This window comes from Pseudomonas sp. MRSN 12121 (assembly GCF_000931465.1).
GTDB lineage: Bacteria > Pseudomonadota > Gammaproteobacteria > Pseudomonadales > Pseudomonadaceae > Aquipseudomonas.
Map to the genome: position 1 here is coordinate 4,824,896 of NZ_CP010892.1, position 23,656 is coordinate 4,848,551.

Here is a 23,656-nt window from a genome sequence, read left to right on the forward strand (position 1 = left end):
CGGGCAAGACGCTGGAGCCTTTCATGCACCCTCGTTTCCACCGCCTGCTTGGCGAAAAGCACTTTTCCATTGGCCTGGAACTGCCTCTGGACAACGACTGGTCCAGTGCCGGACAACGTCTGCGCCAGGACGCAGGCCGCCCCTTCGGCGTACCGGACCTCAAGCAACACGCGAACCTCGCCCGCCTGGCGGACCAGGCCGGTTTCCGGGCGCTATGGGTCCGCGATGTGCCGGTATACGACCCCGACTTCGGCGATGCCGCCCAGGTCTTCGAAACCTTTTCCTACCTGGGCTACCTGGCCGGGATCACGCAGAACATCCTGCTCGGGACCGCCGCCGTGGTCTTGCCGCTGCGCCAGCCGTGGCTGACCCTCAAGGCGGCGAACAGCGTCGACGAACTGAGCGACGGCCGCCTGTTGCTGGGCGTCGCCAGCGGTGACCGGCCCATGGAATACCCCTTGTTCGGCGTCGACTACGCCCAGCGCGGCGCGCTGTTTCGCAATGCGCTGGAGTTGCTGCGCAGCCAGGGACAAGGCCGTCTTCCCCCCGGAGCTCAGTTGCTGCCGCAACGCCCCGAGGCCGCCCCCTTGCTAGTGGCCGGGTTGGGCCAGCAATCGCCGGCCTGGATCGGCGAGCACATGGACGCCTGGCTCGCTTACCCCGGTACTCCGGAGGAACACCGGCGCCGCGTCGCTCTCTGGCGAGAGGTCGGTGGCGACAAACCCTATATCAGCTTCCTGCACCTGGACCTTGCCGCCGATCCACAGGCGCCCATGCAACGCCTGCGTTTCGGCGGCCGCTGCGGACGCCTGGCCCTGATCGACGAATTGCAGGCCCTGCGTGAAGCGGGCGTGCAGCATGTCGGCCTACACCTGCGCCGCAGCGAGCGCCCGGTGGCCGAAGTCATCGAAGAAATTTCCCAACACATACTGCCGAGGTTTCATGATGCCAACTGACTACAACGCCTGGAGCTGGACCGAAGGAGCCGGCCTGGACGGCCTTGAACTGATCCGTAAACCGCTGCCGCAACCGGGGCCCGGGGAAGTGCTGATCGCCAATACGGTGATCGCTCTCAACCCGGTGGACTGGAAAATCATCGAATGGGGACATGCCGACTGGCATACCGGTCGGGTACCGGGGGTCGATGGAGTGGGTGTGGTGGTGGCCAAGGGAGAGGCGGTGACATTGAAGGTCGGTACGCGGGTGGCTTATCACCAATCGCTGAGCCGTGATGGCAGCTTCGCCGAATATTGCCTGCTTGCTGCCCATGCCGCACTGCCAATCCCCGAGGCGCTGGATGACGGCGTAGCGGCCAGTCTGCCTTGCCCGGGCCTGACTGCCCTGCAGGCGCTGGACAAAGTTCCTCCTGCCGGGGCACGCGATGTGCTGGTGGTGGGAGCTGGCGGGGCCGTGAGTTCGTTGCTGGCTCAATTGGCGGTGCAGCGCGGACTAAGGGTCTGGGCGACCGCGTCTGCCAGGCATCATGCACAACTTATAGCCCAAGGCGTGGCCGGGGTTTTCGACTATCGGGCTGCTAACTGGCAGGGCGAACTGCAATCGCGCCTGGGAGAACGTCGCCTGCATGCTGTGTTCGATACCGTCAGTGCCGCCCACGCCCATAGCCTGGCAACGCTGCTGGGGTACAACGGGCATCTGGTATGTATCCAGGATCGTCAGGAAACAGCGCCATTGCCGGCGTTCAGCAGTGCCATCTCGCTGCATGAGGTGGCGCTCAACAGCATTCACGCTTATGGCTCCCGGAGCGACTGGCAACAACTGCAACAGTATGCCGAGCAGTTAATGAGCCAAACCCTGTCAGGACTGCTGCAACCCGCACCGCTGCTTGAGTTCGACTTCAAACAACTGCCGGAGAAACTGCTGGCCTTGAAGAATGGCGAACAGCACGGCAAGTGGATAGCTCGGCTGGGTGCCCGGTAGCCAATACCCTTCTCCACAGTGCCCTTTGGCTCGAGGTATCGGCTGAGCCAAAGGGCTACCTCAAAGGCCCCCACCAGCAACGGCTCTTGGAAAAATTTCACGCACAAAAAACAAAACCCCAACTGCTTTCGCAATTGGGGTTTCGGAATTTAATCTTGACGATGACCTACTCTCACATGGGGAAACCCCACACTACCATCGGCGATGCATCGTTTCACTTCTGAGTTCGGGATGGGATCAGGTGGTTCCAATGCTCTATGGTCGTCAAGAAATTCGGTAGCCGATTCGTTACAGGAGTAACGCCTCAGCGAATGGGTATGTAATAGCGGGTGCTTTGTGAGCAATACGAACTTTCGGTTCTTGCGTCTTCACACACCGCAATCTGGTCTCTTTCGAGTTCGCAGATTGCTTGGGTGTTATATGGTCAAGCCTCACGGGCAATTAGTATCGGTTAGCTCAACGCCTCACAGCGCTTACACACCCGACCTATCAACGTCGTAGTCTTCGACGGCCCTTTAGGGAACTCAAGGTTCCAGTGAGATCTCATCTTGAGGCAAGTTTCCCGCTTAGATGCTTTCAGCGGTTATCTTTTCCGAACATAGCTACCCGGCAATGCCACTGGCGTGACAACCGGAACACCAGAGGTTCGTCCACTCCGGTCCTCTCGTACTAGGAGCAGCCCCTCTCAAATCTCAAACGTCCACGGCAGATAGGGACCGAACTGTCTCACGACGTTCTAAACCCAGCTCGCGTACCACTTTAAATGGCGAACAGCCATACCCTTGGGACCGGCTTCAGCCCCAGGATGTGATGAGCCGACATCGAGGTGCCAAACACCGCCGTCGATATGAACTCTTGGGCGGTATCAGCCTGTTATCCCCGGAGTACCTTTTATCCGTTGAGCGATGGCCCTTCCATACAGAACCACCGGATCACTAAGACCTACTTTCGTACCTGCTCGACGTGTCTGTCTCGCAGTCAAGCGCGCTTTTGCCTTTATACTCTACGACCGATTTCCGACCGGTCTGAGCGCACCTTCGTACTCCTCCGTTACTCTTTAGGAGGAGACCGCCCCAGTCAAACTACCCACCATACACTGTCCTCGATCCGGATAACGGACCTGAGTTAGAACCTCAAAGTTGCCAGGGTGGTATTTCAAGGATGGCTCCATGAGAACTGGCGTCCCCACTTCAAAGCCTCCCACCTATCCTACACAAGCAAATTCAAAGTCCAGTGCAAAGCTATAGTAAAGGTTCACGGGGTCTTTCCGTCTAGCCGCGGATACACTGCATCTTCACAGCGATTTCAATTTCACTGAGTCTCGGGTGGAGACAGCGCCGCCATCGTTACGCCATTCGTGCAGGTCGGAACTTACCCGACAAGGAATTTCGCTACCTTAGGACCGTTATAGTTACGGCCGCCGTTTACCGGGGCTTCGATCAAGAGCTTCGCGTTAGCTAACCCCATCAATTAACCTTCCGGCACCGGGCAGGCGTCACACCCTATACGTCCACTTTCGTGTTTGCAGAGTGCTGTGTTTTTAATAAACAGTCGCAGCGGCCTGGTATCTTCGACCGGCATGGGCTTACGGAGCAAGTCCTTCACCCTCACCGGCGCACCTTCTCCCGAAGTTACGGTGCCATTTTGCCTAGTTCCTTCACCCGAGTTCTCTCAAGCGCCTTGGTATTCTCTACCCAACCACCTGTGTCGGTTTGGGGTACGGTTCCTGGTTATCTGAAGCTTAGAAGCTTTTCTTGGAAGCATGGCATCAACCACTTCGTCACCTAAAAGGTAACTCGTCATCAGCTCTCGGCCTTGAAACCCCGGATTTACCTAAGATTTCAGCCTACCACCTTAAACTTGGACAACCAACGCCAAGCTGGCCTAGCCTTCTCCGTCCCTCCATCGCAATAACCAGAAGTACAGGAATATTAACCTGTTTTCCATCGACTACGCTTTTCAGCCTCGCCTTAGGGACCGACTAACCCTGCGTCGATTAACGTTGCGCAGGAAACCTTGGTCTTTCGGCGTGGGTGTTTTTCACACCCATTGTCGTTACTCATGTCAGCATTCGCACTTCTGATACCTCCAGCAAGCTTCTCAACTCACCTTCACAGGCTTACAGAACGCTCCTCTACCGCATCACTTACGTGATACCCGTAGCTTCGGTGTATGGTTTGAGCCCCGTTACATCTTCCGCGCAGGCCGACTCGACTAGTGAGCTATTACGCTTTCTTTAAAGGGTGGCTGCTTCTAAGCCAACCTCCTAGCTGTCTAAGCCTTCCCACATCGTTTCCCACTTAACCATAACTTTGGGACCTTAGCTGACGGTCTGGGTTGTTTCCCTTTTCACGACGGACGTTAGCACCCGCCGTGTGTCTCCCATGCTCGGCACTTGTAGGTATTCGGAGTTTGCATCGGTTTGGTAAGTCGGGATGACCCCCTAGCCGAAACAGTGCTCTACCCCCTACAGTGATACATGAGGCGCTACCTAAATAGCTTTCGAGGAGAACCAGCTATCTCCGAGCTTGATTAGCCTTTCACTCCGATCCACAGGTCATCCGCTAACTTTTCAACGGTAGTCGGTTCGGTCCTCCAGTCAGTGTTACCTAACCTTCAACCTGCCCATGGATAGATCGCCCGGTTTCGGGTCTATACCCAGCGACTAAACGCCCTATTAAGACTCGCTTTCGCTACGCCTCCCCTATTCGGTTAAGCTCGCCACTGAATATAAGTCGCTGACCCATTATACAAAAGGTACGCAGTCACAGAACAAAGTCTGCTCCCACTGCTTGTACGCATACGGTTTCAGGATCTATTTCACTCCCCTCTCCGGGGTTCTTTTCGCCTTTCCCTCACGGTACTAGTTCACTATCGGTCAGTCAGTAGTATTTAGCCTTGGAGGATGGTCCCCCCATATTCAGACAAAGTTTCTCGTGCTCCGTCCTACTCGATTTCATGACTAAGAGACTTTCGCGTACAGGGCTATCACCCACTATGGCCGCACTTTCCAGAGCGTTCCGCTAATCTCAAAGCCACTTAAGGGCTAGTCCCCGTTCGCTCGCCACTACTAAGGGAATCTCGGTTGATTTCTTTTCCTCAGGGTACTTAGATGTTTCAGTTCCCCTGGTTCGCCTCTTGCACCTATGTATTCAGTACAAGATAACCAGCTTATGCTGGCTGGGTTCCCCCATTCAGAGATCTCCGGATCAAAGTCTGTTTGCCGACTCCCCGAAGCTTATCGCAGGCTACCACGTCTTTCATCGCCTCTGACTGCCAAGGCATCCACCGTATGCGCTTCTTCACTTGACCATATAACCCCAAGCAATCTGGTTATACTGTGAAGACGACATTCGCCGAAAATTCGCAATGCTCTTAAGAGCCACTCACAAATTTTACCTTAGCCTGATCCACTACCAGTGAAAGTAGTGTTCAGTCTATCTTTCTATCACATACCCAAATTTTTAAAGAACGATTCTGATAAAGATCAGAAATCAACATTCATCGCCACTTGGGCGGAATGCTCATTTCTAAGCTTTAAACGATGGACACCAATCTGTAATGGTGGAGCCAAGCGGGATCGAACCGCTGACCTCCTGCGTGCAAGGCAGGCGCTCTCCCAGCTGAGCTATGGCCCCGTATCGCTACAGGGTGCACCAGTAATTGGTGGGTCTGGGCAGATTCGAACTGCCGACCTCACCCTTATCAGGGGTGCGCTCTAACCAACTGAGCTACAGACCCAATCGTCTTCTTCAATGAATCAAGCAATTCGTGTGGGAGCTTATGAAGCAGCTGATGTCGTCGATTAAGGAGGTGATCCAGCCGCAGGTTCCCCTACGGCTACCTTGTTACGACTTCACCCCAGTCATGAATCACACCGTGGTAACCGTCCCCCCGAAGGTTAGACTAGCTACTTCTGGTGCAACCCACTCCCATGGTGTGACGGGCGGTGTGTACAAGGCCCGGGAACGTATTCACCGCGACATTCTGATTCGCGATTACTAGCGATTCCGACTTCACGCAGTCGAGTTGCAGACTGCGATCCGGACTACGATCGGTTTTGTGGGATTAGCTCCACCTCGCGGCTTGGCAACCCTCTGTACCGACCATTGTAGCACGTGTGTAGCCCAGGCCGTAAGGGCCATGATGACTTGACGTCATCCCCACCTTCCTCCGGTTTGTCACCGGCAGTCTCCTTAGAGTGCCCACCATAACGTGCTGGTAACTAAGGACAAGGGTTGCGCTCGTTACGGGACTTAACCCAACATCTCACGACACGAGCTGACGACAGCCATGCAGCACCTGTCTCAATGTTCCCGAAGGCACCAATCCATCTCTGGAAAGTTCATTGGATGTCAAGGCCTGGTAAGGTTCTTCGCGTTGCTTCGAATTAAACCACATGCTCCACCGCTTGTGCGGGCCCCCGTCAATTCATTTGAGTTTTAACCTTGCGGCCGTACTCCCCAGGCGGTCAACTTAATGCGTTAGCTGCGCCACTAAGAGCTCAAGGCTCCCAACGGCTAGTTGACATCGTTTACGGCGTGGACTACCAGGGTATCTAATCCTGTTTGCTCCCCACGCTTTCGCACCTCAGTGTCAGTATCAGTCCAGGTGGTCGCCTTCGCCACTGGTGTTCCTTCCTATATCTACGCATTTCACCGCTACACAGGAAATTCCACCACCCTCTACCATACTCTAGCTCGCCAGTTTTGGATGCAGTTCCCAGGTTGAGCCCGGGGATTTCACATCCAACTTAACGAACCACCTACGCGCGCTTTACGCCCAGTAATTCCGATTAACGCTTGCACCCTCTGTATTACCGCGGCTGCTGGCACAGAGTTAGCCGGTGCTTATTCTGTCGGTAACGTCAAAATACTCACGTATTAGGTAAGTACCCTTCCTCCCAACTTAAAGTGCTTTACAATCCGAAGACCTTCTTCACACACGCGGCATGGCTGGATCAGGCTTTCGCCCATTGTCCAATATTCCCCACTGCTGCCTCCCGTAGGAGTCTGGACCGTGTCTCAGTTCCAGTGTGACTGATCATCCTCTCAGACCAGTTACGGATCGTCGCCTTGGTGAGCCTTTACCTCACCAACTAGCTAATCCGACCTAGGCTCATCTGATAGCGCAAGGCCCGAAGGTCCCCTGCTTTCTCCCGTAGGACGTATGCGGTATTAGCGTCCGTTTCCGGACGTTATCCCCCACTACCAGGCAGATTCCTAGGCATTACTCACCCGTCCGCCGCTCTCAAGAGGTGCAAGCACCTCTCTACCGCTCGACTTGCATGTGTTAGGCCTGCCGCCAGCGTTCAATCTGAGCCATGATCAAACTCTTCAGTTCAAACATCTTTGGGTTTTGAGAAAACCCTAAACTTGGCTCAGCAATCGTTGGTTACATCTTTGATTTCTCGCGGAGTAACTTGTGATGCTGATAATCTTTTTGACTATCAGTCTGACTCCACAAGCACCCACACGAATTGCTTGATTCAGTTGTTAAAGAGCGGTTGGTTAAGTCTTTCGTCTCAACCGAGGCGCGCATTCTACAGCAGCCTCTGTATCTGTCAAGCGGTTATTTTAAGAAGTTTTCAAAGTTTCCTTTGCAACTTCAACCACTTGCGCTTCCGATCTCTCGTCAGCGGGAGGCGAATTCTACAGCGTTACACGCTGCTGTCAACACCTCTTTTTCTCCGCTTTCGACCGAGACGATCGAATCGTCAACAAGGCGAAAACTCACTGCCTTATCAACTCCTTCGGGCCTCGATGAACTGAAGCGTGACCGCTGTCGAAAACTGCTTAACTCGTTGAATCTTAAGGAGCTTTCCGTTTCGACTGCGCCGGAAGTGGGGCGAATTATAGACCTGTGGAATCTGCCGTCAACACTTATTTTCCTTTTCTATCAATAACCTGGAAAAACCGACAAATCCGCCTCTATATAAGAAGCAGAAACACCATGAGCAATATATTGCTCAAGCCTTATGAGTTGAGCATCATGTCGGCGCACCAAACCCACCGCCTTCTGATCCGGACGATGCCCCGCCATGAACAACCACTCCCGCAGCCTTGCCTCAACCCTGTTCCCCGTAGGGCTGCTACTTATTGCCATGGCGTCCATTCAATCCGGCGCCTCCCTGGCCAAAAGCATGTTCCCGATCGTAGGAGCACAAGGCACCACCACCCTGCGCCTGATTTTCGCCAGCATCATCATGTTGCTTCTGCTGCGCCCATGGCGCGCCAAGCTCACCGCCAGATCCCTGCGCACCGTCATCGTCTACGGCATGGCACTAGGTGGCATGAACTTCCTCTTCTATATGTCGCTGCGCAGCGTTCCTCTGGGAATCGCCGTGGCCCTGGAGTTCACCGGGCCGCTTGCCGTTGCCATTTATGCGTCGCGCAAAGCCATCGACTTTCTCTGGATTGCCCTGGCGATCATTGGCTTGCTGCTACTGATTCCGACCAGCGATACCAGTGCTGGCATCGACCTGATCGGTGCAGGTTATGCCTTGGGGGCGGGAGCCTGCTGGGCGCTGTACATTCTGTTCGGGCAGAAGGCCGGAGCCGACAATGGCATCCAGACCGCGGCGCTGGGCGTGATGATCGCCGCCCTGTTTGTCGCGCCTATCGGCATCGTGCATGCGGGCGCCGCTTTGCTGACACCTGGCCTGATTCCCGTCGCCATCGGTGTAGCCATTCTGTCCACCGCCCTCCCCTATAGCCTGGAAATGGTTGCCCTGACCCGAATCCCAGCGAGAACCTTCGGTACGCTGATGAGTATCGAGCCTGCTTTCGGTGCCCTGTCCGGCCTGCTGTTCCTCCACGAATACCTGAGCCTGGCGCAGTGGCTGGCGATTGCCTGCATCATCCTGGCATCAGTAGGTGCAACCCTGACCATGCGCGGCGAATCGAATCCGCCGGTAGCCGCTGATTGATTCTCGGTTGTACATAGCTCTGGTATTTGCCGCTTAATTAGGCCATGTTTAGGCGCTGTAACTCAGCGCCAATCATGGATTTTTCGGCCAGGGACCGCATAGACGCTAAAAGTGACAGCCAACGCAGTCGAACTCGGGCAATAGATCCGGGATCAGCAATAGGGACGGGAATGAAACGTTTTTTGATTCTGTTAGCCGTACTTGCCATCGCAGGTTGCGCCGCGACTTCAAAAACCGAAGTCAAACGTGGAAAGAAAGGGTTGCACATCAACTGCTCCGGCCTGTCCTCTTCCTGGGACAAATGCTACGCCAGCGCCGCCGCGTCCTGTGGACCCAAAGGCTACAAAGTGATCGCCAAGTCCGGCGATACCGTGGAAGACCCGGGTGATTACCCCTTTGGCCTGAACCCCGCCGGCTATACCAGCCGCAGCATGATCGTCATCTGCAAGTAGCCAGCCCCTGCCTACTGCCCTTCCCGGGGTGGCAACTGACGAACGATTTCATCATGGTTCGACTTCAGCACCTGGTGCTGAATGTCCTGACTGACCAGCATGCGCGCCACCACCAGCGCGCCGACGCACTGCGACAGGATCGCCCAGGCCAGACTGTCGCTGCCCAAGGTGCGCGCCCAACTCTGCTGCAAACGGCAAATCCATTCCTGCGTCTGCTGTCGAGTCGCCTCGCCTGCCCGCGAGATTTCCGCCCCCAGGGCCGGCAACGCACAGCCTGTGGCAGGGCTCTCGACATGAGCCATGCTCAGATAGTGCTTGAGACAACGTTCGAGCCGGCTCCGGCTTTGTTCGCCTTCCGCTCCCAGACGCTCAAGACTATTGCGTAGCTCCCGCTCGACAATAGAGCTGAAAAGCTCATCCTTCGACGAGAAATGACTGTAGAACGCGCCGCCGCTCAGGCCGATCGCTTTCATCAAGCCATCGACCCCCACATTCGAAAACCCTGCCTCTTTGGCCGACACGGCACTGCTTTCCAGCAAGCGCTCGCGGGTTTCCTGTTTGTGGCTGCTTGAATAACGCATGACTTCCCCTCTCTTAGCGCCTTGACGGACCGGCGAATCGTAGCATAACGTTCGTTTAGTTAACGACCGTTTACCTATAGAGCGATCCGCCATGACTACATCCCCGAACAACAAGAAAGTCGTTTTGGTCGTCGGCGCCGGCGATGCCACCGGCAGCGCCATTGCCAAGCGTTTTGCCCGAGAAGGCTTCGCGGCCTGCGTCACCCGCCGCAGTGTGGAGAAGCTGCAACCCTTGGTCGACGCCATCCAGCAGTCGGGAGGCGAAGCCCATGGGTTTGCCTGCGATGCTCGAAAGGAGGAAGAAGTGGTGGCCCTGATCGAGCGGATCGAGCATGAGATCGGTCCGATCGAGGCCCTGGTGTTCAATATCGGCGCCAACGTGCCGTGCAGCATCCTCGAGGAAACCGCCCGCAAGTATTTCAAGATCTGGGAAATGGCCTGCTTCTCGGGCTTTCTCAACGCGCGGGAAGTGGCCAAACGCATGGTGACTCGCAAACGCGGGACCATTCTGTTCACCGGAGCCACCGCCGGCCTGCGCGGTGCCGCCGGCTTTGCCGCGTTCGCCGGAGCCAAGCACGGTATTCGCGCCCTGGCGCAAAGCATGGCGCGGGAACTGGGGCCCCTGAACATCCACGTGGCTCATGTGGTGGTCGATGGCGCCATCGACACTGATTTCATCCGCAGCAACTTCCCGGAAAAATATGCACTCAAGGATGAGGACGGCATCCTCAACCCCGAACATATCGCTGACAACTACTGGCACCTGCACAGCCAACCCCGGGATGCCTGGACCTTCGAGCTGGATCTGCGGCCCTGGAACGAGCGCTGGTAACCCCTCCTCCATAACAACAAAAGGGAGCACCCCATGAGTAAAACCGTCGAGTTCTTTTTCGACCTGGGCAGTCCAACCTCCTACCTGGCCTACACCCAACTGCCGAAGATCTGTGCCCAGACGGGCAGCCAGCTGATTTATCAACCCATGCTGCTGGGCGGCGTATTCAAGGTCACCGGCAATGCCTCGCCCATCAGTATCCCCGCCAAAGGCCGCTACATGCTGCTCGACCTGGCGCGTTATGCCAGGCGATATCAGGTGCCGCTGGTTTTCAACCCGCACTTCCCGATCAATACCCTGGTGCTGATGCGGGCGGTGACCGGCATGCAGCTGCGGCACCCGCAGCGGTTTCTCGGCTTTATCGATTGCCTGTTCCGCGCGCTCTGGGTCGAGCAACGCAATCTGAACGATCAGGCCATTATTGCAGCGACACTCGACGAGGCGGGTTTCGACCCGCAGGAAATCCTGGCGCTGACCCAGGATGAGGAAGTGAAGAACGCGCTCAAGGACAAGACCGAGCAAGCCCTGCAACGCGGCATTTTTGGCGCGCCGAGCATGTTCGTCGATAACCAGTTGTTCTTCGGCCAGGATCGCCTGGACTTCGTTCTGGAAGCCTTGAGCTGAGCCAAGGCCCCAGCATGGCGGACAAAGGAAAGCGCGCCGCCCGCCAAGCGCTGGCGGCGCGAGCCGTTTTCAGAGCGCCGCGGTGCGGGTGTTCAACCAGGCCAGCGCTGCACCCTGCAGTAGCGGAGCGAGGCGCCGGCGCACTTCGGCGTGATAGCCGTTGAGCCACTCGCGTTCGTCCTGGGTCAGCAACGAAGGCTCCAGGCAGCGGCTATCGATCGGGCACAGGGTCAGGGTTTCGAACCTGAGGAACTCGCCAAACTCGGTGCTGCCCGCCTCCCGGTTCAATGCCAGGTTCTCGATACGCACGCCCCAGCGGCCCGGACGATAGGTGCCCGGCTCGATGGAGGTGATCATCCCCGGCTGCATCGCGGTTTGCGGCGCCGGCGCGGCCTGATAGGCAATCACCTGCGGACCTTCGTGGACATTCAGGAAGTACCCCACGCCATGCCCGGTGCCATGCCCGTAGTCCACACCTTCGGCCCAGATCGGCGCGCGGGCGATGGCGTCCAGCAACGGTGACAGGATGCCCCGCGGGAACTGCGCCCGAGACAGCGCGATCACGCCCTTGAGCACCCGCGTGCAGTCACGCTTCTGCTCGGCGCTCGGCGTACCGACCGGAACCATGCGCGTGATGTCCGTGGTGCCGCCCAGGTATTGGCCACCGGAATCGATCAGCAACAGGCCGTCGCCTTCGATCACCGCATGTTCTTGCGCGGTGGCGTGGTAGTGCGGCATCGCACCGTTGGCGTTGAACGCAGCGATGGTGTTGAAACTCAGCGAGACATAACCCGGACGCCGGGCGCGCGCGGCGGTCAGGTGCTCGTCGATGGTCAGCTCGGTGATACGCTCGCGGCCCCAGGCGGTCTCCAGCCAGGCGAAGAATTCGCAGAGCGCCGCGCCGTCCTGCTCCATGGCCTGACGAATATGCTCGGCATCGGCCAGGCTTTTCTGCGACTTGGCCAGGGTGGTCGGGTTCAAGCCCTCCAGCAGCTTCACGCCACTGCCCAGATGATCCAGCAAACCGGCGGTGACCCGCGCCGGGTCGACCAGCAGGCTGCTGCCGTCGGCGATCGCCTTCAAGGCGCTGGCCACTTCGCGGTAGTCGCGCAAGGTCACGCCGTCCCGTTCCAGGACGGCGCGCAACGCCCCGTCGACCTTGCTCGGCGCCACGAACAGCGTCGCCTGCTGCTGGCTGACCAGGGCAAAGGACACGAACACCGGATTGAACGAAACGTCGGCGCCACGCAGGTTGAACAGCCAGGCGATATCATCGAGGGTCGCGATGAAATGCCAGTCCGCGCCGCGCTCCTTCAGGGTCTCGCGCAGCTTGCCGAGCTTCTCGACCCGGCTGACGGTGGCCTGGGGCGGCAAATGTTCGTAGATCGGCTGGTCCGGCAGGCTCGGGCGATCGCTCCAGACTTCGTTCAACAGGTCGAGATCGGTCCGCAGGCGAGCGCCGCGTTCCTGCAGCTTGTTACCCAGGGTCCGTGCCGAAGCGACCGCCATCACCGCACCATCGACTGCGACCACGGCGCCTTCGGGCGTCTGCTCGGCCAGCCAGTCCAGCGGCCCGGGCTGGCCCGGCAACAGTTTCACCAGTTCGATGCCACTGCCCTTGAGCTCCTTGGTCGCCTGCTCCCAGTAACGGCTGTCGGCCCAGACCCCGGCGAAATCCGCCGTCACGATCAGGGTGCCGACCGAGCCGTGGAACCCCGACAACCACTGGCGCCCCTGCCAGTAGCCCGGCAGGTATTCCGACAGATGCGGGTCGGCCGACGGCACCAGCAGGGCATGGATGCCCTCGCGGCTCATCAGCTCACGGGTGCGCGCCAGGCGCTGGGGGACCACTCCATTGGTCAAGGGCTGTGTACTCATTGCGTCTCCTGCTACCAGGTCAATCATTGTTATTGGATACCGAGGGCGTGGTCCCTCAGGGTTGGGCAACTGCCCAGAACGCCGGTGCACTGGCGGATGAAGCCTTGATCAGCCGGACCGCCTGATCGATGTCCTGCTCGGTAGTGAAGCGTCCCAGGCTCAGGCGGATGGTCCGCCCTGCCGCACGGGCGTCGAGCCCCAGCGCCAGCAACACATGGGACGGCGCATTGCTCGCCGAGTTGCAGGCCGAAGTCGCGGAAAAGGCGATCGACGCACTCAGCGCCGCCGGATTGAACTCGCCCTCGCCGAACGTCAGGCTCAGGGTATGGGGAATACGCCGCTCCGGGCTGCCGTTGAGACGCAGCCCCGGCACGTCGGCCAATTGCTCGAGCAGGCGATCGCGCAGGCGCGCAATGGTCGCCGCCTCCTCGTCGAAATGTTCGGCGGCCAGGGCAAAGGCCGCGCCCATGGCGGCAATCTGGTGGGTCGCCAGCGTTCCGGAGCGCAGGCCACCCTCATGGCCGCCACCGTGAATCTGCGCCTGCAGGCGTTGCTGCGCGCGAGGGCCGACGTACAGCGCGCCGATGCCCTTGGGGCCATAGATCTTGTGGGCGGAAAAGGACATCAGGTCCACCGGCCACTGCGCCAGGTCGATCGCCACCTTGCCCGCGCCCTGGGCGGCGTCGACATGCAGCAGCGCCCCGCGTTCGCGGACCACGCGGCCGATGCCCGGGATATCGTTGAGCGTGCCCAGCTCGTTGTTGACCAGCATCAGCGACACCAGGAAGGTGTCCTCGCGCAGCGCCTCGCTGACCGCCTCGGGCGTGATCAGGCCGTCGCTGTCCGGCACCAGGTAAGTCACCGCCACGCCGGCCGCCTGCAATTGGCTGGCGGTATCGAGGATGGCCTTGTGTTCGATCTGGCTGGTGATGATGTGCCCGCCGGGAACGCCCCGGGCCTGGGCCACGCCCTTGAGCGCCAGGTTGTTGGATTCGGTGGCGCCGGAGGTCCAGACGATCTGTTCGGGCGCCGCGCCCACCAGGTGCGCGACCTGCTGCCGCGCCAGCTCGACACTGCGCCGGGCCTGCTGGCCGAAAGCGTGGGAGCTGGACGCCGGGTTGCCGAAGTTACCGTCGAACCCCAGACATTCCACCATCACCTGGATGACCCGCTCGTCCACCGGCGTGGTGGCGGCGTAGTCGAAATAGAGAGGACGTTTATTCATCGCAAAATACTCGCAGAGCCTGTTCCAGGATCAGGGTTCGCTCGGTGCCGAATGCCGGCAGGCGCCTTGCGGCAACGCAACAACGGCAGACCGTCAGCATGACCCGATCGGATGCAGTTAAAGAAGGACCACTTCATTTAAAAGTGCGTAGGAACGCTCCCGAGGGGCAGCTTAACAGGCTCGGGGGGGCCGGGTTAAGCGAGGTTCGGCCAGGGCGGCCGAAGAACAGCGTGAGGCAGGGAAAATCACCACCGGATATTGCCGCCCGCCACCGGCAGCCCGGCATCCTCTCAGGCAGCAGCTCGGCCACGACGCCTCAGCTGGCACGCCCCGGCAGCACCACACTCTGTTCGGCGTTCATTGCGCCTTTCTGGTCGAAACCGAAAGTTCGTTGCGGGGCACCGAGCAACTCGGCTTTCTTCTGCTGGTATTCGTCGAAGGACAGCCCGCGCCGGTTCAGCGCTTCCATCGCCAGTTCACGGGTTTCCTCTGCGGTGTAGGGACGCGACTCCGGACCGGGCTGGTTGGCACAACCGGCCAGGACCAGGGTGGCGGCAAACAGGGAAAAGACGAGCGAACGGTTCATGGCAAACACTCCGGAATCTGGGCTGCGAGGCAATGAACAAAGGCTACCGCCGCCCCTTTCCGGACAAAAATCATCGTGCTCGATAGTGGCTATCGATTCCTCCTATTGCCGGCCCAGGATGCCCACTTATATTTCCAAACGAACTATAAATATGGAAATAAAGTATTTTTTAGGAATATCACCAAGCCTATATAACAGGCCCATCGCATCACCCGCTGTTGCCTGAGCAACTGTTCGCCAGGCAACAGCCAATCAACAAAACAGTGCTTCGCCAACAACAGCAACATTCCGCGAAAGCCCTGCAGGCCCCGTCGGCAAAGGCTTGGCGTGGCTGGTACAGCTCTTGCTCAAGCCCCGGGACTACCCACTGCTCGTCGAGCCCTGTCGAAGAAAGGAATTGATCATGTCGCGTCCATTGAAAGTCGTTGCCCTGTCCGGTGGAACCTGGCGCCCTTCGCGCACCCTGGTGCTGACCCAGGCGCTGCTCGCCGAACTGGCGGGGCACCTGCCGATCGAGAGCACGCTCATCGAACTGGGCGATATCGCCCGGCCATTGGGCGCGGCCCTGTCCCGCCAGGAACTGACGGCGGAAGTCGAAGCCCAGTTGCAGGCCATCGAAAGCGCCGACCTGCTGATCGTCGCGGCGCCGGTGTATCGCGGTTCCTACCCGGGCCTGCTCAAGCACCTGTTCGACCTGATCGACCTCAATGCGCTGATCGACACCCCGGTGCTGCTGGCCGCCACTGGAGGCAGCGAGCGGCACGCCCTGGTCCTGGATCACCAGTTGCGGCCACTGTTCAGTTTCTTCCAGGCCGTGACCCTGCCGATCGGCGTCTATGCCACCGAAGCCGACTTCGCCAACTACCAGATCACCAGCGAGCCCCTGAAGGCCCGCATTCGCCTGGCGGCGGAGCGTGCCGCGCCGCTGTTCGGCGCCCACCCGAACCCACTGCTGAAAATCGCCTGAGGATCTGTCATGGATGTTTTCTGGTTTCTCCCCACTCACGGCGATGGCCACTACCTGGGCACCGCCCAGGGCGCGCGCCCGGTCACCCTCAACTACCTCAAGCAAGTGGCCCAGGCCGCGGACAGCCTGGGTTATCACGGCGTGCTGATCCCGACCGGGCGCTCGTGCGAAGACTCCTGGGTGATCGCCTCGGCGCTGGTGCCCCTGACCGAACGCCTGCGCTACCTGGTGGCGATTCGCCCGGGGATCATCTCGCCGACCGTCTCGGCGCGCATGGCCGCCACCCTCGACCGGCTGTCCAATGGCCGCCTGCTGATCAACGTGGTGACCGGCGGCGACCCCGACGAAAACCGTGGCGACGGCAGCTTCCTCAGCCACGCCGAACGTTACGAGGTCACCGACGAATTCCTCAGGATCTGGCGCCGGGTGCTGCAGGGCGAAGCGGTGGACTTCGAGGGCAAGCACTTGCATGTGCAGAACGCCAAGGCCCTGTACCCACCCGTGCAGCGACCCTACCCACCGTTGTATTTCGGCGGTTCCTCGGATGCCGCCCATGACCTTGCCGCCGAACAGGTGGACGTCTACCTGACCTGGGGCGAGCCACCCGCCGCCGTCGCCGCGAAACTCGCCGATGTACGCGAACGGGCCGCCCGCCATGGCCGCACGGTGAAGTTCGGCATCCGCCTGCATGTGATCGTGCGCGAAACCGCGGAAGAAGCCTGGAAAGCCGCTGACCGGCTGATCGAACACATCAGCGACGAGACCATCGCCGCGGCGCAGCAATCCTTCTCGCGCTTCGACTCCGAAGGCCAGCGGCGCATGGCGGCCCTGCATGACGGGCGGCGCGACAACCTGGAAATTGCCCCCAACCTCTGGGCCGGTGTCGGCCTGGTACGCGGCGGCGCCGGCACCGCGCTGGTGGGCAATCCCGAGCAGGTGGCGGCGCGGATCAAGGAGTACGCGGACCTGGGTATCGAGAGTTTCATCTTCTCCGGCTACCCGCACCTGGAAGAAGCCTATCGGTTCGCCGAGCTGGTGTTCCCGCTGCTGCCGGAGCCCTACGCCAGCCTGGCCGGACGCGGCGTGACCAACCTCACCGGGCCGTTTGGCGAAATGATTGCCAACGATGTGCTGCCGGCAAAAAAAGCGGCTGGGGTTTGAAGGTCTCTGTCGTCTGATAAGACGCTATCGCGGGCAAGCCTCGCTCCTACAAATTCCCCCAGCGTCCTGTAGGAGCGACCGGGCGGCGATCCGATTTGCCCGCGATGGCCCCACCCGATAGCCCACCGATTCCACGGCCCATCAACCGGCCCCCAATGAGGTACACCGCGTGACTGCAAAGCCGCAAAGCGCCCTGTTGTCCCCCTTGCAGACCGCCCGCCAGCTGGCGGAGGAATTTGCCCTCACCGCCGTCGAACGCGACGAGCGCGGCGGCACCCCGAAGGCCCAGCGCGATGCCCTGCGCCAGAGCGGCCTGCTGGCCCTGAGCATTCCCACCCAGTACGGCGGCCTCGGCGCCAGCTGGAGCGAAACCCTGAACATCGTCCGCGAGTTCGCCAAGGTCGACAGCTCCATCGCCCACGTCTTCGGTTTCCATCACCTGATGTTGGCCACCGTGCGCCTGTTCGCCCGGCCCGAACAATGGCAGCCCTGGTTCGAGCAGACCGCGCGCAAGAACTGGTTCTGGGGCAATGCCCTGAACCCGCTGGACACCCGCACCGTGGTGAAGAACCTCGGTGGCTGGCGCGAGTTTTCCGGCAAGAAGAGTTTCTGTTCCGGCGCCAGCGACTCGGAAATGCTCATCGCTTCGGCGGTCGACGAAAGCAACGGCGGCAAGCTGTTGATCGCCGCCATCCCCAGCGGCCGCAGCGGCATCACCCTGCACAACGACTGGAACAACATGGGCCAGCGCCAGACCGACAGCGGCAGCGCCAGCTTCGAGCGGGTGCGGGTCGAGGAATCGGAGCTGTTGCTGGACCCCGGTCCCTTGAGCACGCCGTTCGCCTGCCTGCGCCCGCTGATCGCCCAATTGACCTTCACCCATATGTTCCTCGGCATCGCCGAAGGCGCCTTCGAGGAAGCCCGCCACTACACCCTCACGGAAACCCGGCCCTGGCATAAGTCCAGCGCGCAAGAGGCGTCCCATGACCCTTATGTGCTGGGCCATTACGGCGATTTCTGGGTCGCCCTGGAAGGCATGCGGCTGCTGGTGGAACGGGCGGCGGATCTGCTGGACAAGGCCTGGGCCAAGGGCCCGAACCTCAGCGCCGAAGAGCGCGGCCACCTGGCCACGGCCATCGCCACCGCCAAGGTCGCCACCACCCGCCAGGGCCTGGAGTTGTGCAGCCGCCTGTTCGAGGTCACCGGCGCCCGCTCCACCCATGCCTCGCTGCGCCTGGACCGGCATTGGCGCAACCTGCGCACCCAGACCCTGCACGACCCGGTGGATTACAAACTCCAAGAACTGGGCGACTGGGCGCTGAACCAGTCCCTGCCGACCCCGACTTTCTATTCCTAGCTTTCTGCCCCCGGAGCGTGCCCATGCAGCTTTTGACCTTACCGCCCTCGCCCGCCCTGGCCACCTCGATCCGGGCCACCGCCCAGGTGTTCGAGGACCCGAAATCCCAGGCGCTGCTGGCGCATCTGCAGCAGGTCGCGCCCAGCGAAGCCAGCGTGCTGATCATCGGCGAAACCGGTACCGGCAAGGAGCTGGTGGCGCGCCATATCCACAACCTCAGCGCCCGGCGCAACCGGCCGTTCGTGGCGGTGAACTGTGGCGCGTTTTCCGAATCGCTGGTGGAGGCCGAACTGTTCGGCCATGAGAAAGGCGCCTTCACCGGCGCCTTGAGCGCCAAGGCCGGCTGGTTCGAGGAGGCCAACGGCGGCACCCTGTTCCTCGACGAGATCGGCGACCTGCCGATGGCGATCCAGGTGAAACTGTTGCGGGTGCTGCAGGAACGCGAAGTGGTGCGCCTGGGTTCGCGCAAGAGCATCCCCATCGATGTGCGGGTGCTGGCGGCGACCAACGTGCAACTGGAGAAAGCCATCAACGCCGGGCATTTCCGCGAGGACCTGTACTACCGCCTGGACGTGGTCAGCCTGGAACTGAGCCCGCTGCGCGAACGCCCCGGCGACATCCTGCCGCTGACCCGGCATTTCATCGAGGCCTACAGCCAGCGCCTGGGCTACGGCGCCATCACCATCAGCAGCGAGGCCGAGCACAAGCTGCGCAGCTACAGCTGGCCGGGCAATATCCGCGAGCTGGAAAACGTCATCCACCACACCCTGCTGATCTGCCGCGACGGCGTGATCGAGCGGGACGACCTGCGCCTGTCGAACATGCGCATCGAGCGCCAGGACGACCATCACCACAGCCACGACGATTCAGCCGAAGCCCTGCTGGAGCGGGCCTTTCACAAGCTCTTCGAGGAGCAGGCCGGGGCCCTGCATGAAAAAGTCGAGGATGCGTTGTTGCGTGCGGCCTACCGCTTCAGCCACTACAACCAGGTGCACACCGCCAACCTGCTGGGCCTGAGCCGCAACGTCACCCGTACCCGGCTGATCAAGATCGGCGAACTGGCGGTGAACAAGCGCCGCCCGGCGGAACACCCCCACTCGCACGAACGCACCCTGCAACTGTCGATCTAGCTGGCCAGGCGACAGTGCAGCGCGTTGTCCGGGCTGCGTTCGATGCTGCGCACCACCTGGAACGAACCAAAGGTCACGGTCCTGGCCTGGTAGGTGCGGATCAGCTGCCAGAAGTCCTGCTCCCCGTTCTCGAACCCCTGGAACGCCGCCTCGCCGGCCTCCCGGGTCTGCCATTGCAGGTAATTGAGCACCCGCCGGCCATCGTCGCTGACCAGCACACTGGCATTCAGGAACCCCGGATAGCCCTGGGCCAGGCGCTCGGTCTGTTCGGACAGCGCCGCCACCAGGCCGGCTTGTTGATGAGGTTCGATGTCGAATTCGATCAATTGCGTGAAGCTGCGGTTTTGCTCGATCGCGTGCATGGCGGGTCCCCACTGACGAATAAACGGAATCTTGCGATTCGAAGGCCTGCAGGGTAAAACCTCTAGTTAACTAGAGGTCAAGCGCCTTTTTTCTGATCATTCGCGAGCCGCAAACGCCATGCTCAAACAGGACAGCGTCCACAAGGAACTCACCGTCGGCCAAGTGGCCGCCCGCAGCGGCGTGGCGGTCACCGCCCTGCACTTCTATGAAAGCAAGGGCCTGATCAAGAGCAACCGCAACCCCGGCAACCAGCGCCGCTATCCGCGGGAAGTGTTGCGCCGGGTGGCCTTGATCAAGGTGGCGCAGCGCCTGGGCATTCCCCTGGCGGAAATCGGCAGCGCCCTGCAACAGCTGCCGGACCACCGGGCGCCGAGCGCCGCGGACTGGCAGCGCCTCTCGCAACAATGGAGCCGGGAGCTGGACGAGCGGATCAAGCAGCTGACCCTGCTGCGCGACCGCCTCGACGGTTGCATCGGCTGCGGCTGCCTGTCGATGGAAGCCTGCCCGCTGCGCAACCAGGGCGACGTCCTGGGCGAACGCGGCCCGGGCGCACAGTTGCTGGAAAGCGACTGATCCGCCAGGCCGCAGGAGCGAAGCGTCCTCGCAGGCGCCCCGCACGACGACATCCGGCTCAGAACCCCGGGGCGATCTGGCCTTTGTAGCGGGTGAGGATGAACTGGCGCACCGCATCGGAATTCAGGGCCTTGGCCAGTTTCTGGAGGCCCGGGTCGTTGAGGTTGTCCGGCCGGGCCACCAGGAACTCGATGTACAGATCCTTGCCCTTCTCCACGATCAACGCGCTGTTGGTATCGATCCCGGCCTCCAGGGCGTAGTTGGCGAACACGAACGCCAGGTCCACCTGGCTCACCGACCGCGCCAGCAGCGCGCCTTCCAGCTCACGGATCTTCAGGTGCCGCGGGTTGTCGACGATGTCGCGCTGGGTGGCCAGGGTGTTGCTCGGGTCCTTGAGCCTGATCAGCCCGGCTTCGTGCAACAGCACCAGGGCGCGGCCGGCGTTCACCGGGTCGTTGGGGATCGACACGCTGGCGCCGTCCTTGAGTTCGGCGATGCTGTGGATCCGCGTCGAATAGGCGCCGAACGGCTCGATATGCACCCCCACCACCGGCACCAGGTCGGTGTGCCGGGTCTTGTTGAAATCGTCGAGGAACGGCCGGTACTGGTAATAGTTGGCGTCGAGGTGCTTCAAGGCCAGTTGCTGGTTGGGCTGGATGAAATCGGTGAACACCTTGATGTCCAGGTCCACGCCTTCCTTGGCCAGCTCGGGTTTGACGAATTCGAGGATCTCCGCGTGGGGCACCGGGGTGGCGCCTACCACCAGTTTCTCGTTGGCATGAACGCTCAAGGACAGTACGGCGGCCAACAGGGCCAGGGTCTTCTTCATGGGTTGCTCCTAAGGCAGAAACGGACAGCCGTCGTGGGGCGCACGTGGGGCCAGGTTTTTTTCGGGTTATCCAGTGAATTCAGCGCCGGCTGTAGCGCGCCACCAGGCGGTCGCCGGTCATTTGCAGGGCCTGCACCAGCACCAGCAGAAGCACCACGGTGACCACCATCACATCGGTCTGGAAACGCTGGTAGCCATAGCGGATCGCCAGGTCCCCGAGCCCGCCGCCACCGATCACCCCGGCCATGGCGGTGTAATCCACCAGCACGATGGCCGTCACCGTGACCGCCGCCAGCAGGCCGCCGCGGGCTTCGGGTAGCAGGGTGTGACGAATGATCTGCCAGGTGCTGCCGCCCATGGCCTGGGTCGCCTCCACCACGCCGCGATCGACCTCGCGCAGCGCGGTTTCCACCAGCCGGGCGAAGAACGGCGTGCATCCCACCACCAGCGGCGGGATGGTCCCCGGTACGCCCAGCGAGGTGCCCACCAGCAGGGTGGTCAGCGGGATCAGCACGATCAGCAAGATGATGAACGGCAGCGAACGCAGCATGTTCACCAGCACCGACAGCACCCGGTACACGCCCATGGATTCGTGCAACTGGCGCTTGCCGGTGAGAAACAGCAGCACCCCCAGCGGCAGTCCCAGCAGCACGGTAAAGCCCAGGGCCGCGCCGAGCATGCCCAGGGTGTCGAGGCAGGCCTGGCCGATGTCGGCCCAATAAATGTTGCGCAGCAGTTCGGCCATGCTTCAGGACCAGTCGTGACGCGGCGGCTTGACCCCGTTGAGCAGCCAGTTGCCGACCACGTGATACTTCCAGCGCACCGGATCGTGCAGGGTGTGCACCCGGGCATTGCGCCAGTGGCGATCGAAGTTGTGCGCCCTCAGGGTCGAACGGGTGCCGCCCAGCTCGAACAGCTTGTTGCTCGCCTCGATGGCGATCTCCGTGGTCAGCACCTTGGCCCGGGCCACCGCCAGCGATGCCTGCGCCACCTGCTCCGCATCCGGCGCCAGGCGTGCTGCGTCCAGTGCCTGCCCGGCGCGTTCGAGCAGGGCTTCGGCGGCCTCCAGGCGAATGTCCAGGGCGCCGACCTGGATGATGGTCAGCGGGTCTTCGCTGGCCTTGTCCACCCCGGCGTCGATCCACGGGCGGGCGTGTTGCTGCACGAAAGCGATGGTGTCGCGCAGGGCGGCGCGAGCGATGCCGGCGTCGATGGCGGCCGTGGTCAACTGGGCGAAGGGCCCGGCCAGGGTCGGGGTTTCATAGGAGCGATAGGTCGGGAACAGGTTGAACGCCGGGACACGCAGGTCCTGCGTCAGCACCGTGCCGCTGGACGTGGTGCGCTGGCCCATGCTGTCCCAGTCGTCGAGCACCACCAGCCCCGGGGTGCCGCGTTCGACGAACGCCAGCTGGGCCTTCTGCTCTTCGTCCAGGGCCAGCACCGCCAGCCAATGGGCATACAGCGAGCCGGTGCAATAGCCCTTGCGGGCATCGATCCGATACTCGTCGCCGTAGCGGCGCACGCTGGCCTGGATGTCTTGCACATGTTTGCCGCCGGTTTCCGACAGCGCATTGGCAAAACGATGGCCTTGCAGCGCCAGGGCGAAAAAATGCGCCTGTTGCTCGGCGGTGCCTTGCAGGCGGATGTCTTCCAGCAGGCAGTAATGGTTCTGCGGGATCTGTCCCAGCGACGGGTCCGCCGCGGAAATGATCGCAATCACCCGGGCCAGCACCGCATGCGACACCTCGGCGCCGCCGAACGCCCGGGGCACGCTGATGCCCCACAGGCCGCTGTTGGAATACAGGTCGACCACCTGCGCCGGCACCTGGCGCGTGCGATCGCGCTCGGCAGCGCCTTCCAGCAGGGCCGCGGCGACCCGCTCGGCCACCGCCAGCGCCTCGGCGGCATCGCGAATCACATGGGCGGCGGGGGCATGGATGGGGTACGCGGCGGATTCAGGCAAGGCAGGCATACAAGGCTCTCGGACGAATGAAGGGTCGAGTGGCCCATTGCAGCTTCTGTGCCGGAAGATTCGCCCCGCTATTCAAGGGCTTGCGCGCATCGACCGCGGGCCCTGGCCGCGGTTTCGGGGCAAATTGCTGGATCGCTGTTGGCCGGCGGACAGCGCCGCTGTTGCCTGGCCGACACCTCGTCGGTCCGCCAGGGCCCGGCGCCGGCCCGGGCCTATAGTGAACCGACCGGAAAACCGGCCAGGGCTCGCTGTACCGACGA

General features: G+C 61.1%; 19 protein-coding genes, 2 tRNA genes and 3 rRNA genes. 11 read left to right on the top strand and 13 right to left on the bottom strand.

Annotated elements, in window-relative coordinates; genetic code table 11:
- The first annotated feature begins 23 nt into the window (after window positions 1-23).
- Complete coding sequence (locus tag TO66_RS21810; RefSeq protein WP_044464216.1) at window positions 24-956, top strand: TIGR03571 family LLM class oxidoreductase; 933 nt, start codon at window positions 24-26, stop codon at window positions 954-956.
- On the top strand, window positions 946-1,938 hold the full coding sequence (locus TO66_RS21815) for a zinc-binding dehydrogenase (RefSeq protein ID WP_044466126.1): 993 nt from the start codon (window positions 946-948) through the stop codon (window positions 1,936-1,938). Before TO66_RS21810 ends, TO66_RS21815 begins: the two co-directional genes overlap by 11 nt.
- Before the next feature lie 153 nt (window positions 1,939-2,091).
- On the opposite strand, the gene rrf is transcribed toward TO66_RS21815, so the two are convergent.
- The 5 genes from rrf to TO66_RS21840 form a co-directional block, all read right to left on the bottom strand.
- A 5S ribosomal RNA gene (gene rrf / locus TO66_RS21820) occupies window positions 2,092-2,207 on the bottom strand.
- Window positions 2,208-2,358: 151 nt separating this feature from the next.
- Window positions 2,359-5,250: ribosomal RNA gene (locus tag TO66_RS21825) — 23S ribosomal RNA — on the bottom strand.
- Between the two features lie 250 nt (window positions 5,251-5,500).
- Window positions 5,501-5,576 (bottom strand) — tRNA-Ala (locus TO66_RS21830).
- Window positions 5,577-5,602: 26 nt separating this feature from the next.
- Window positions 5,603-5,679 (bottom strand) — tRNA-Ile (locus TO66_RS21835).
- Between the two features lie 65 nt (window positions 5,680-5,744).
- A 16S ribosomal RNA gene (locus TO66_RS21840) occupies window positions 5,745-7,281 on the bottom strand.
- The 16S, 23S and 5S rRNA genes sit together here with 2 tRNA genes alongside, the layout of an rRNA operon.
- 697 nt (window positions 7,282-7,978) lie before the next feature.
- Here TO66_RS21840 and rhtA point away from each other — a divergent pair.
- Both rhtA and TO66_RS21850 read left to right on the top strand, forming a co-directional pair.
- A complete protein-coding gene (gene rhtA, locus TO66_RS21845; protein WP_044464217.1) occupies window positions 7,979-8,866 on the top strand; it encodes a threonine/homoserine exporter RhtA in 888 nt (295 codons plus the stop codon).
- Window positions 8,867-9,036: 170 nt separating this feature from the next.
- Window positions 9,037-9,318: a hypothetical protein gene (locus TO66_RS21850; protein WP_009044877.1), complete on the top strand. Its 282-nt coding sequence runs from the start codon at window positions 9,037-9,039 to the stop codon at window positions 9,316-9,318.
- An 11-nt stretch (window positions 9,319-9,329) separates the two neighbouring features.
- Here the strand turns inward: TO66_RS21850 and TO66_RS21855 are convergent, their stop codons facing one another.
- Window positions 9,330-9,899: a TetR/AcrR family transcriptional regulator gene (locus tag TO66_RS21855; RefSeq protein ID WP_044464218.1), complete on the bottom strand. Its 570-nt coding sequence runs from the start codon at window positions 9,897-9,899 to the stop codon at window positions 9,330-9,332.
- Window positions 9,900-9,990: 91 nt separating this feature from the next.
- Between TO66_RS21855 and TO66_RS21860 the strand changes: the two genes are divergently transcribed.
- The gene (locus TO66_RS21860) at window positions 9,991-10,731 is read left to right on the top strand and encodes an SDR family oxidoreductase (RefSeq protein ID WP_044464219.1); all 741 of its coding nucleotides are present in this window, start codon (window positions 9,991-9,993) and stop codon (window positions 10,729-10,731) included.
- Window positions 10,732-10,764: 33 nt separating this feature from the next.
- Entirely contained in the window at window positions 10,765-11,355 is a 591-nt protein-coding gene (locus tag TO66_RS21865) for a 2-hydroxychromene-2-carboxylate isomerase (RefSeq protein ID WP_044464220.1), read from the top strand.
- 69 nt (window positions 11,356-11,424) lie between these two features.
- On the opposite strand, the gene TO66_RS21870 is transcribed toward TO66_RS21865, so the two are convergent.
- The 3 genes from TO66_RS21870 to TO66_RS21880 form a co-directional block, all read right to left on the bottom strand.
- Entirely contained in the window at window positions 11,425-13,233 is a 1,809-nt protein-coding gene (locus TO66_RS21870) for an aminopeptidase P family protein (RefSeq protein ID WP_044464221.1), read from the bottom strand.
- A gap of 55 nt (window positions 13,234-13,288) precedes the next feature.
- Complete coding sequence (locus TO66_RS21875; protein WP_044464222.1) at window positions 13,289-14,458, bottom strand: cysteine desulfurase family protein; 1,170 nt, start codon at window positions 14,456-14,458, stop codon at window positions 13,289-13,291.
- 316 nt (window positions 14,459-14,774) lie between these two features.
- The gene (locus TO66_RS21880; RefSeq protein WP_044464223.1) at window positions 14,775-15,044 is read right to left on the bottom strand and encodes a hypothetical protein; all 270 of its coding nucleotides are present in this window, start codon (window positions 15,042-15,044) and stop codon (window positions 14,775-14,777) included.
- A gap of 403 nt (window positions 15,045-15,447) precedes the next feature.
- Here TO66_RS21880 and msuE point away from each other — a divergent pair, with 403 nt between their 5' ends.
- The 4 genes from msuE (at window position 15,448) to TO66_RS21900 (ending at window position 19,659) form a co-directional block, all read left to right on the top strand.
- Window positions 15,448-16,011, top strand: a complete 564-nt coding sequence (gene msuE, locus TO66_RS21885) for an FMN reductase (RefSeq protein WP_044464224.1) — start codon at window positions 15,448-15,450, stop codon at window positions 16,009-16,011.
- Window positions 16,012-16,020: 9 nt separating this feature from the next.
- A complete protein-coding gene (gene ssuD / locus TO66_RS21890) occupies window positions 16,021-17,172 on the top strand; it encodes an FMNH2-dependent alkanesulfonate monooxygenase (protein ID WP_044464225.1) in 1,152 nt (383 codons plus the stop codon).
- A 169-nt stretch (window positions 17,173-17,341) separates the two neighbouring features.
- Window positions 17,342-18,529, top strand: coding sequence for an acyl-CoA dehydrogenase family protein (locus tag TO66_RS21895; RefSeq protein ID WP_044464226.1), 1,188 nt, complete (start codon window positions 17,342-17,344; stop codon window positions 18,527-18,529).
- Between the two features lie 23 nt (window positions 18,530-18,552).
- On the top strand, window positions 18,553-19,659 hold the full coding sequence (locus TO66_RS21900; RefSeq protein WP_044464227.1) for a sigma-54-dependent Fis family transcriptional regulator: 1,107 nt from the start codon (window positions 18,553-18,555) through the stop codon (window positions 19,657-19,659).
- Here TO66_RS21900 and TO66_RS21905 read toward each other — a convergent pair.
- Complete coding sequence (locus tag TO66_RS21905; protein ID WP_044464228.1) at window positions 19,656-20,021, bottom strand: antibiotic biosynthesis monooxygenase; 366 nt, start codon at window positions 20,019-20,021, stop codon at window positions 19,656-19,658. The genes TO66_RS21900 and TO66_RS21905 overlap by 4 nt on opposite strands.
- A gap of 118 nt (window positions 20,022-20,139) precedes the next feature.
- Between TO66_RS21905 and soxR the strand changes: the two genes are divergently transcribed.
- Entirely contained in the window at window positions 20,140-20,595 is a 456-nt protein-coding gene (soxR, locus tag TO66_RS21910; protein ID WP_044464229.1) for a redox-sensitive transcriptional activator SoxR, read from the top strand.
- 58 nt (window positions 20,596-20,653) lie between these two features.
- Here soxR and TO66_RS21915 read toward each other — a convergent pair whose 3' ends face one another.
- The 3 genes from TO66_RS21915 to TO66_RS21925 form a co-directional block, all read right to left on the bottom strand.
- Entirely contained in the window at window positions 20,654-21,424 is a 771-nt protein-coding gene (locus TO66_RS21915; RefSeq protein WP_044464230.1) for a MetQ/NlpA family ABC transporter substrate-binding protein, read from the bottom strand.
- 79 nt (window positions 21,425-21,503) lie between these two features.
- Window positions 21,504-22,169 (bottom strand): methionine ABC transporter permease, encoded by a 666-nt coding sequence (locus tag TO66_RS21920; RefSeq protein WP_044464231.1) that lies wholly within the window; start codon window positions 22,167-22,169, stop codon window positions 21,504-21,506.
- Between the two features lie 3 nt (window positions 22,170-22,172).
- Window positions 22,173-23,396 carry an SfnB family sulfur acquisition oxidoreductase gene (locus TO66_RS21925; protein ID WP_044464232.1) on the bottom strand — a complete coding sequence of 408 codons (1,224 nt, stop codon included), beginning with the start codon at window positions 23,394-23,396 and terminating at the stop codon, window positions 22,173-22,175.
- Between the last annotated feature and the right edge of the window lie 260 nt (window positions 23,397-23,656).

Coding starts and splice junctions, on each gene's coding strand:
- TO66_RS21810 (WP_044464216.1), top strand. CDS start 24: ATGCACCCTCGTTTCCACCGCCTGCTTGGCGAAAAGCACTTTTCCATT.
- TO66_RS21815 (WP_044466126.1), top strand. CDS start 946: ATGCCAACTGACTACAACGCCTGGAGCTGGACCGAAGGAGCCGGCCTG.
- rhtA (WP_044464217.1), top strand. CDS start 7,979: ATGAACAACCACTCCCGCAGCCTTGCCTCAACCCTGTTCCCCGTAGGG.
- TO66_RS21850 (WP_009044877.1), top strand. CDS start 9,037: ATGAAACGTTTTTTGATTCTGTTAGCCGTACTTGCCATCGCAGGTTGC.
- TO66_RS21855 (WP_044464218.1), bottom strand. CDS start 9,899: ATGCGTTATTCAAGCAGCCACAAACAGGAAACCCGCGAGCGCTTGCTG.
- TO66_RS21860 (WP_044464219.1), top strand. CDS start 9,991: ATGACTACATCCCCGAACAACAAGAAAGTCGTTTTGGTCGTCGGCGCC.
- TO66_RS21865 (WP_044464220.1), top strand. CDS start 10,765: ATGAGTAAAACCGTCGAGTTCTTTTTCGACCTGGGCAGTCCAACCTCC.
- TO66_RS21870 (WP_044464221.1), bottom strand. CDS start 13,233: ATGAGTACACAGCCCTTGACCAATGGAGTGGTCCCCCAGCGCCTGGCG.
- TO66_RS21875 (WP_044464222.1), bottom strand. CDS start 14,458: ATGAATAAACGTCCTCTCTATTTCGACTACGCCGCCACCACGCCGGTG.
- TO66_RS21880 (WP_044464223.1), bottom strand. CDS start 15,044: ATGAACCGTTCGCTCGTCTTTTCCCTGTTTGCCGCCACCCTGGTCCTG.
- msuE (WP_044464224.1), top strand. CDS start 15,448: ATGTCGCGTCCATTGAAAGTCGTTGCCCTGTCCGGTGGAACCTGGCGC.
- ssuD (WP_044464225.1), top strand. CDS start 16,021: ATGGATGTTTTCTGGTTTCTCCCCACTCACGGCGATGGCCACTACCTG.
- TO66_RS21900 (WP_044464227.1), top strand. CDS start 18,553: ATGCAGCTTTTGACCTTACCGCCCTCGCCCGCCCTGGCCACCTCGATC.
- TO66_RS21905 (WP_044464228.1), bottom strand. CDS start 20,021: ATGCACGCGATCGAGCAAAACCGCAGCTTCACGCAATTGATCGAATTC.
- soxR (WP_044464229.1), top strand. CDS start 20,140: ATGCTCAAACAGGACAGCGTCCACAAGGAACTCACCGTCGGCCAAGTG.
- TO66_RS21915 (WP_044464230.1), bottom strand. CDS start 21,424: ATGAAGAAGACCCTGGCCCTGTTGGCCGCCGTACTGTCCTTGAGCGTT.
- TO66_RS21920 (WP_044464231.1), bottom strand. CDS start 22,169: ATGGCCGAACTGCTGCGCAACATTTATTGGGCCGACATCGGCCAGGCC.
- TO66_RS21925 (WP_044464232.1), bottom strand. CDS start 23,396: ATGCCTGCCTTGCCTGAATCCGCCGCGTACCCCATCCATGCCCCCGCC.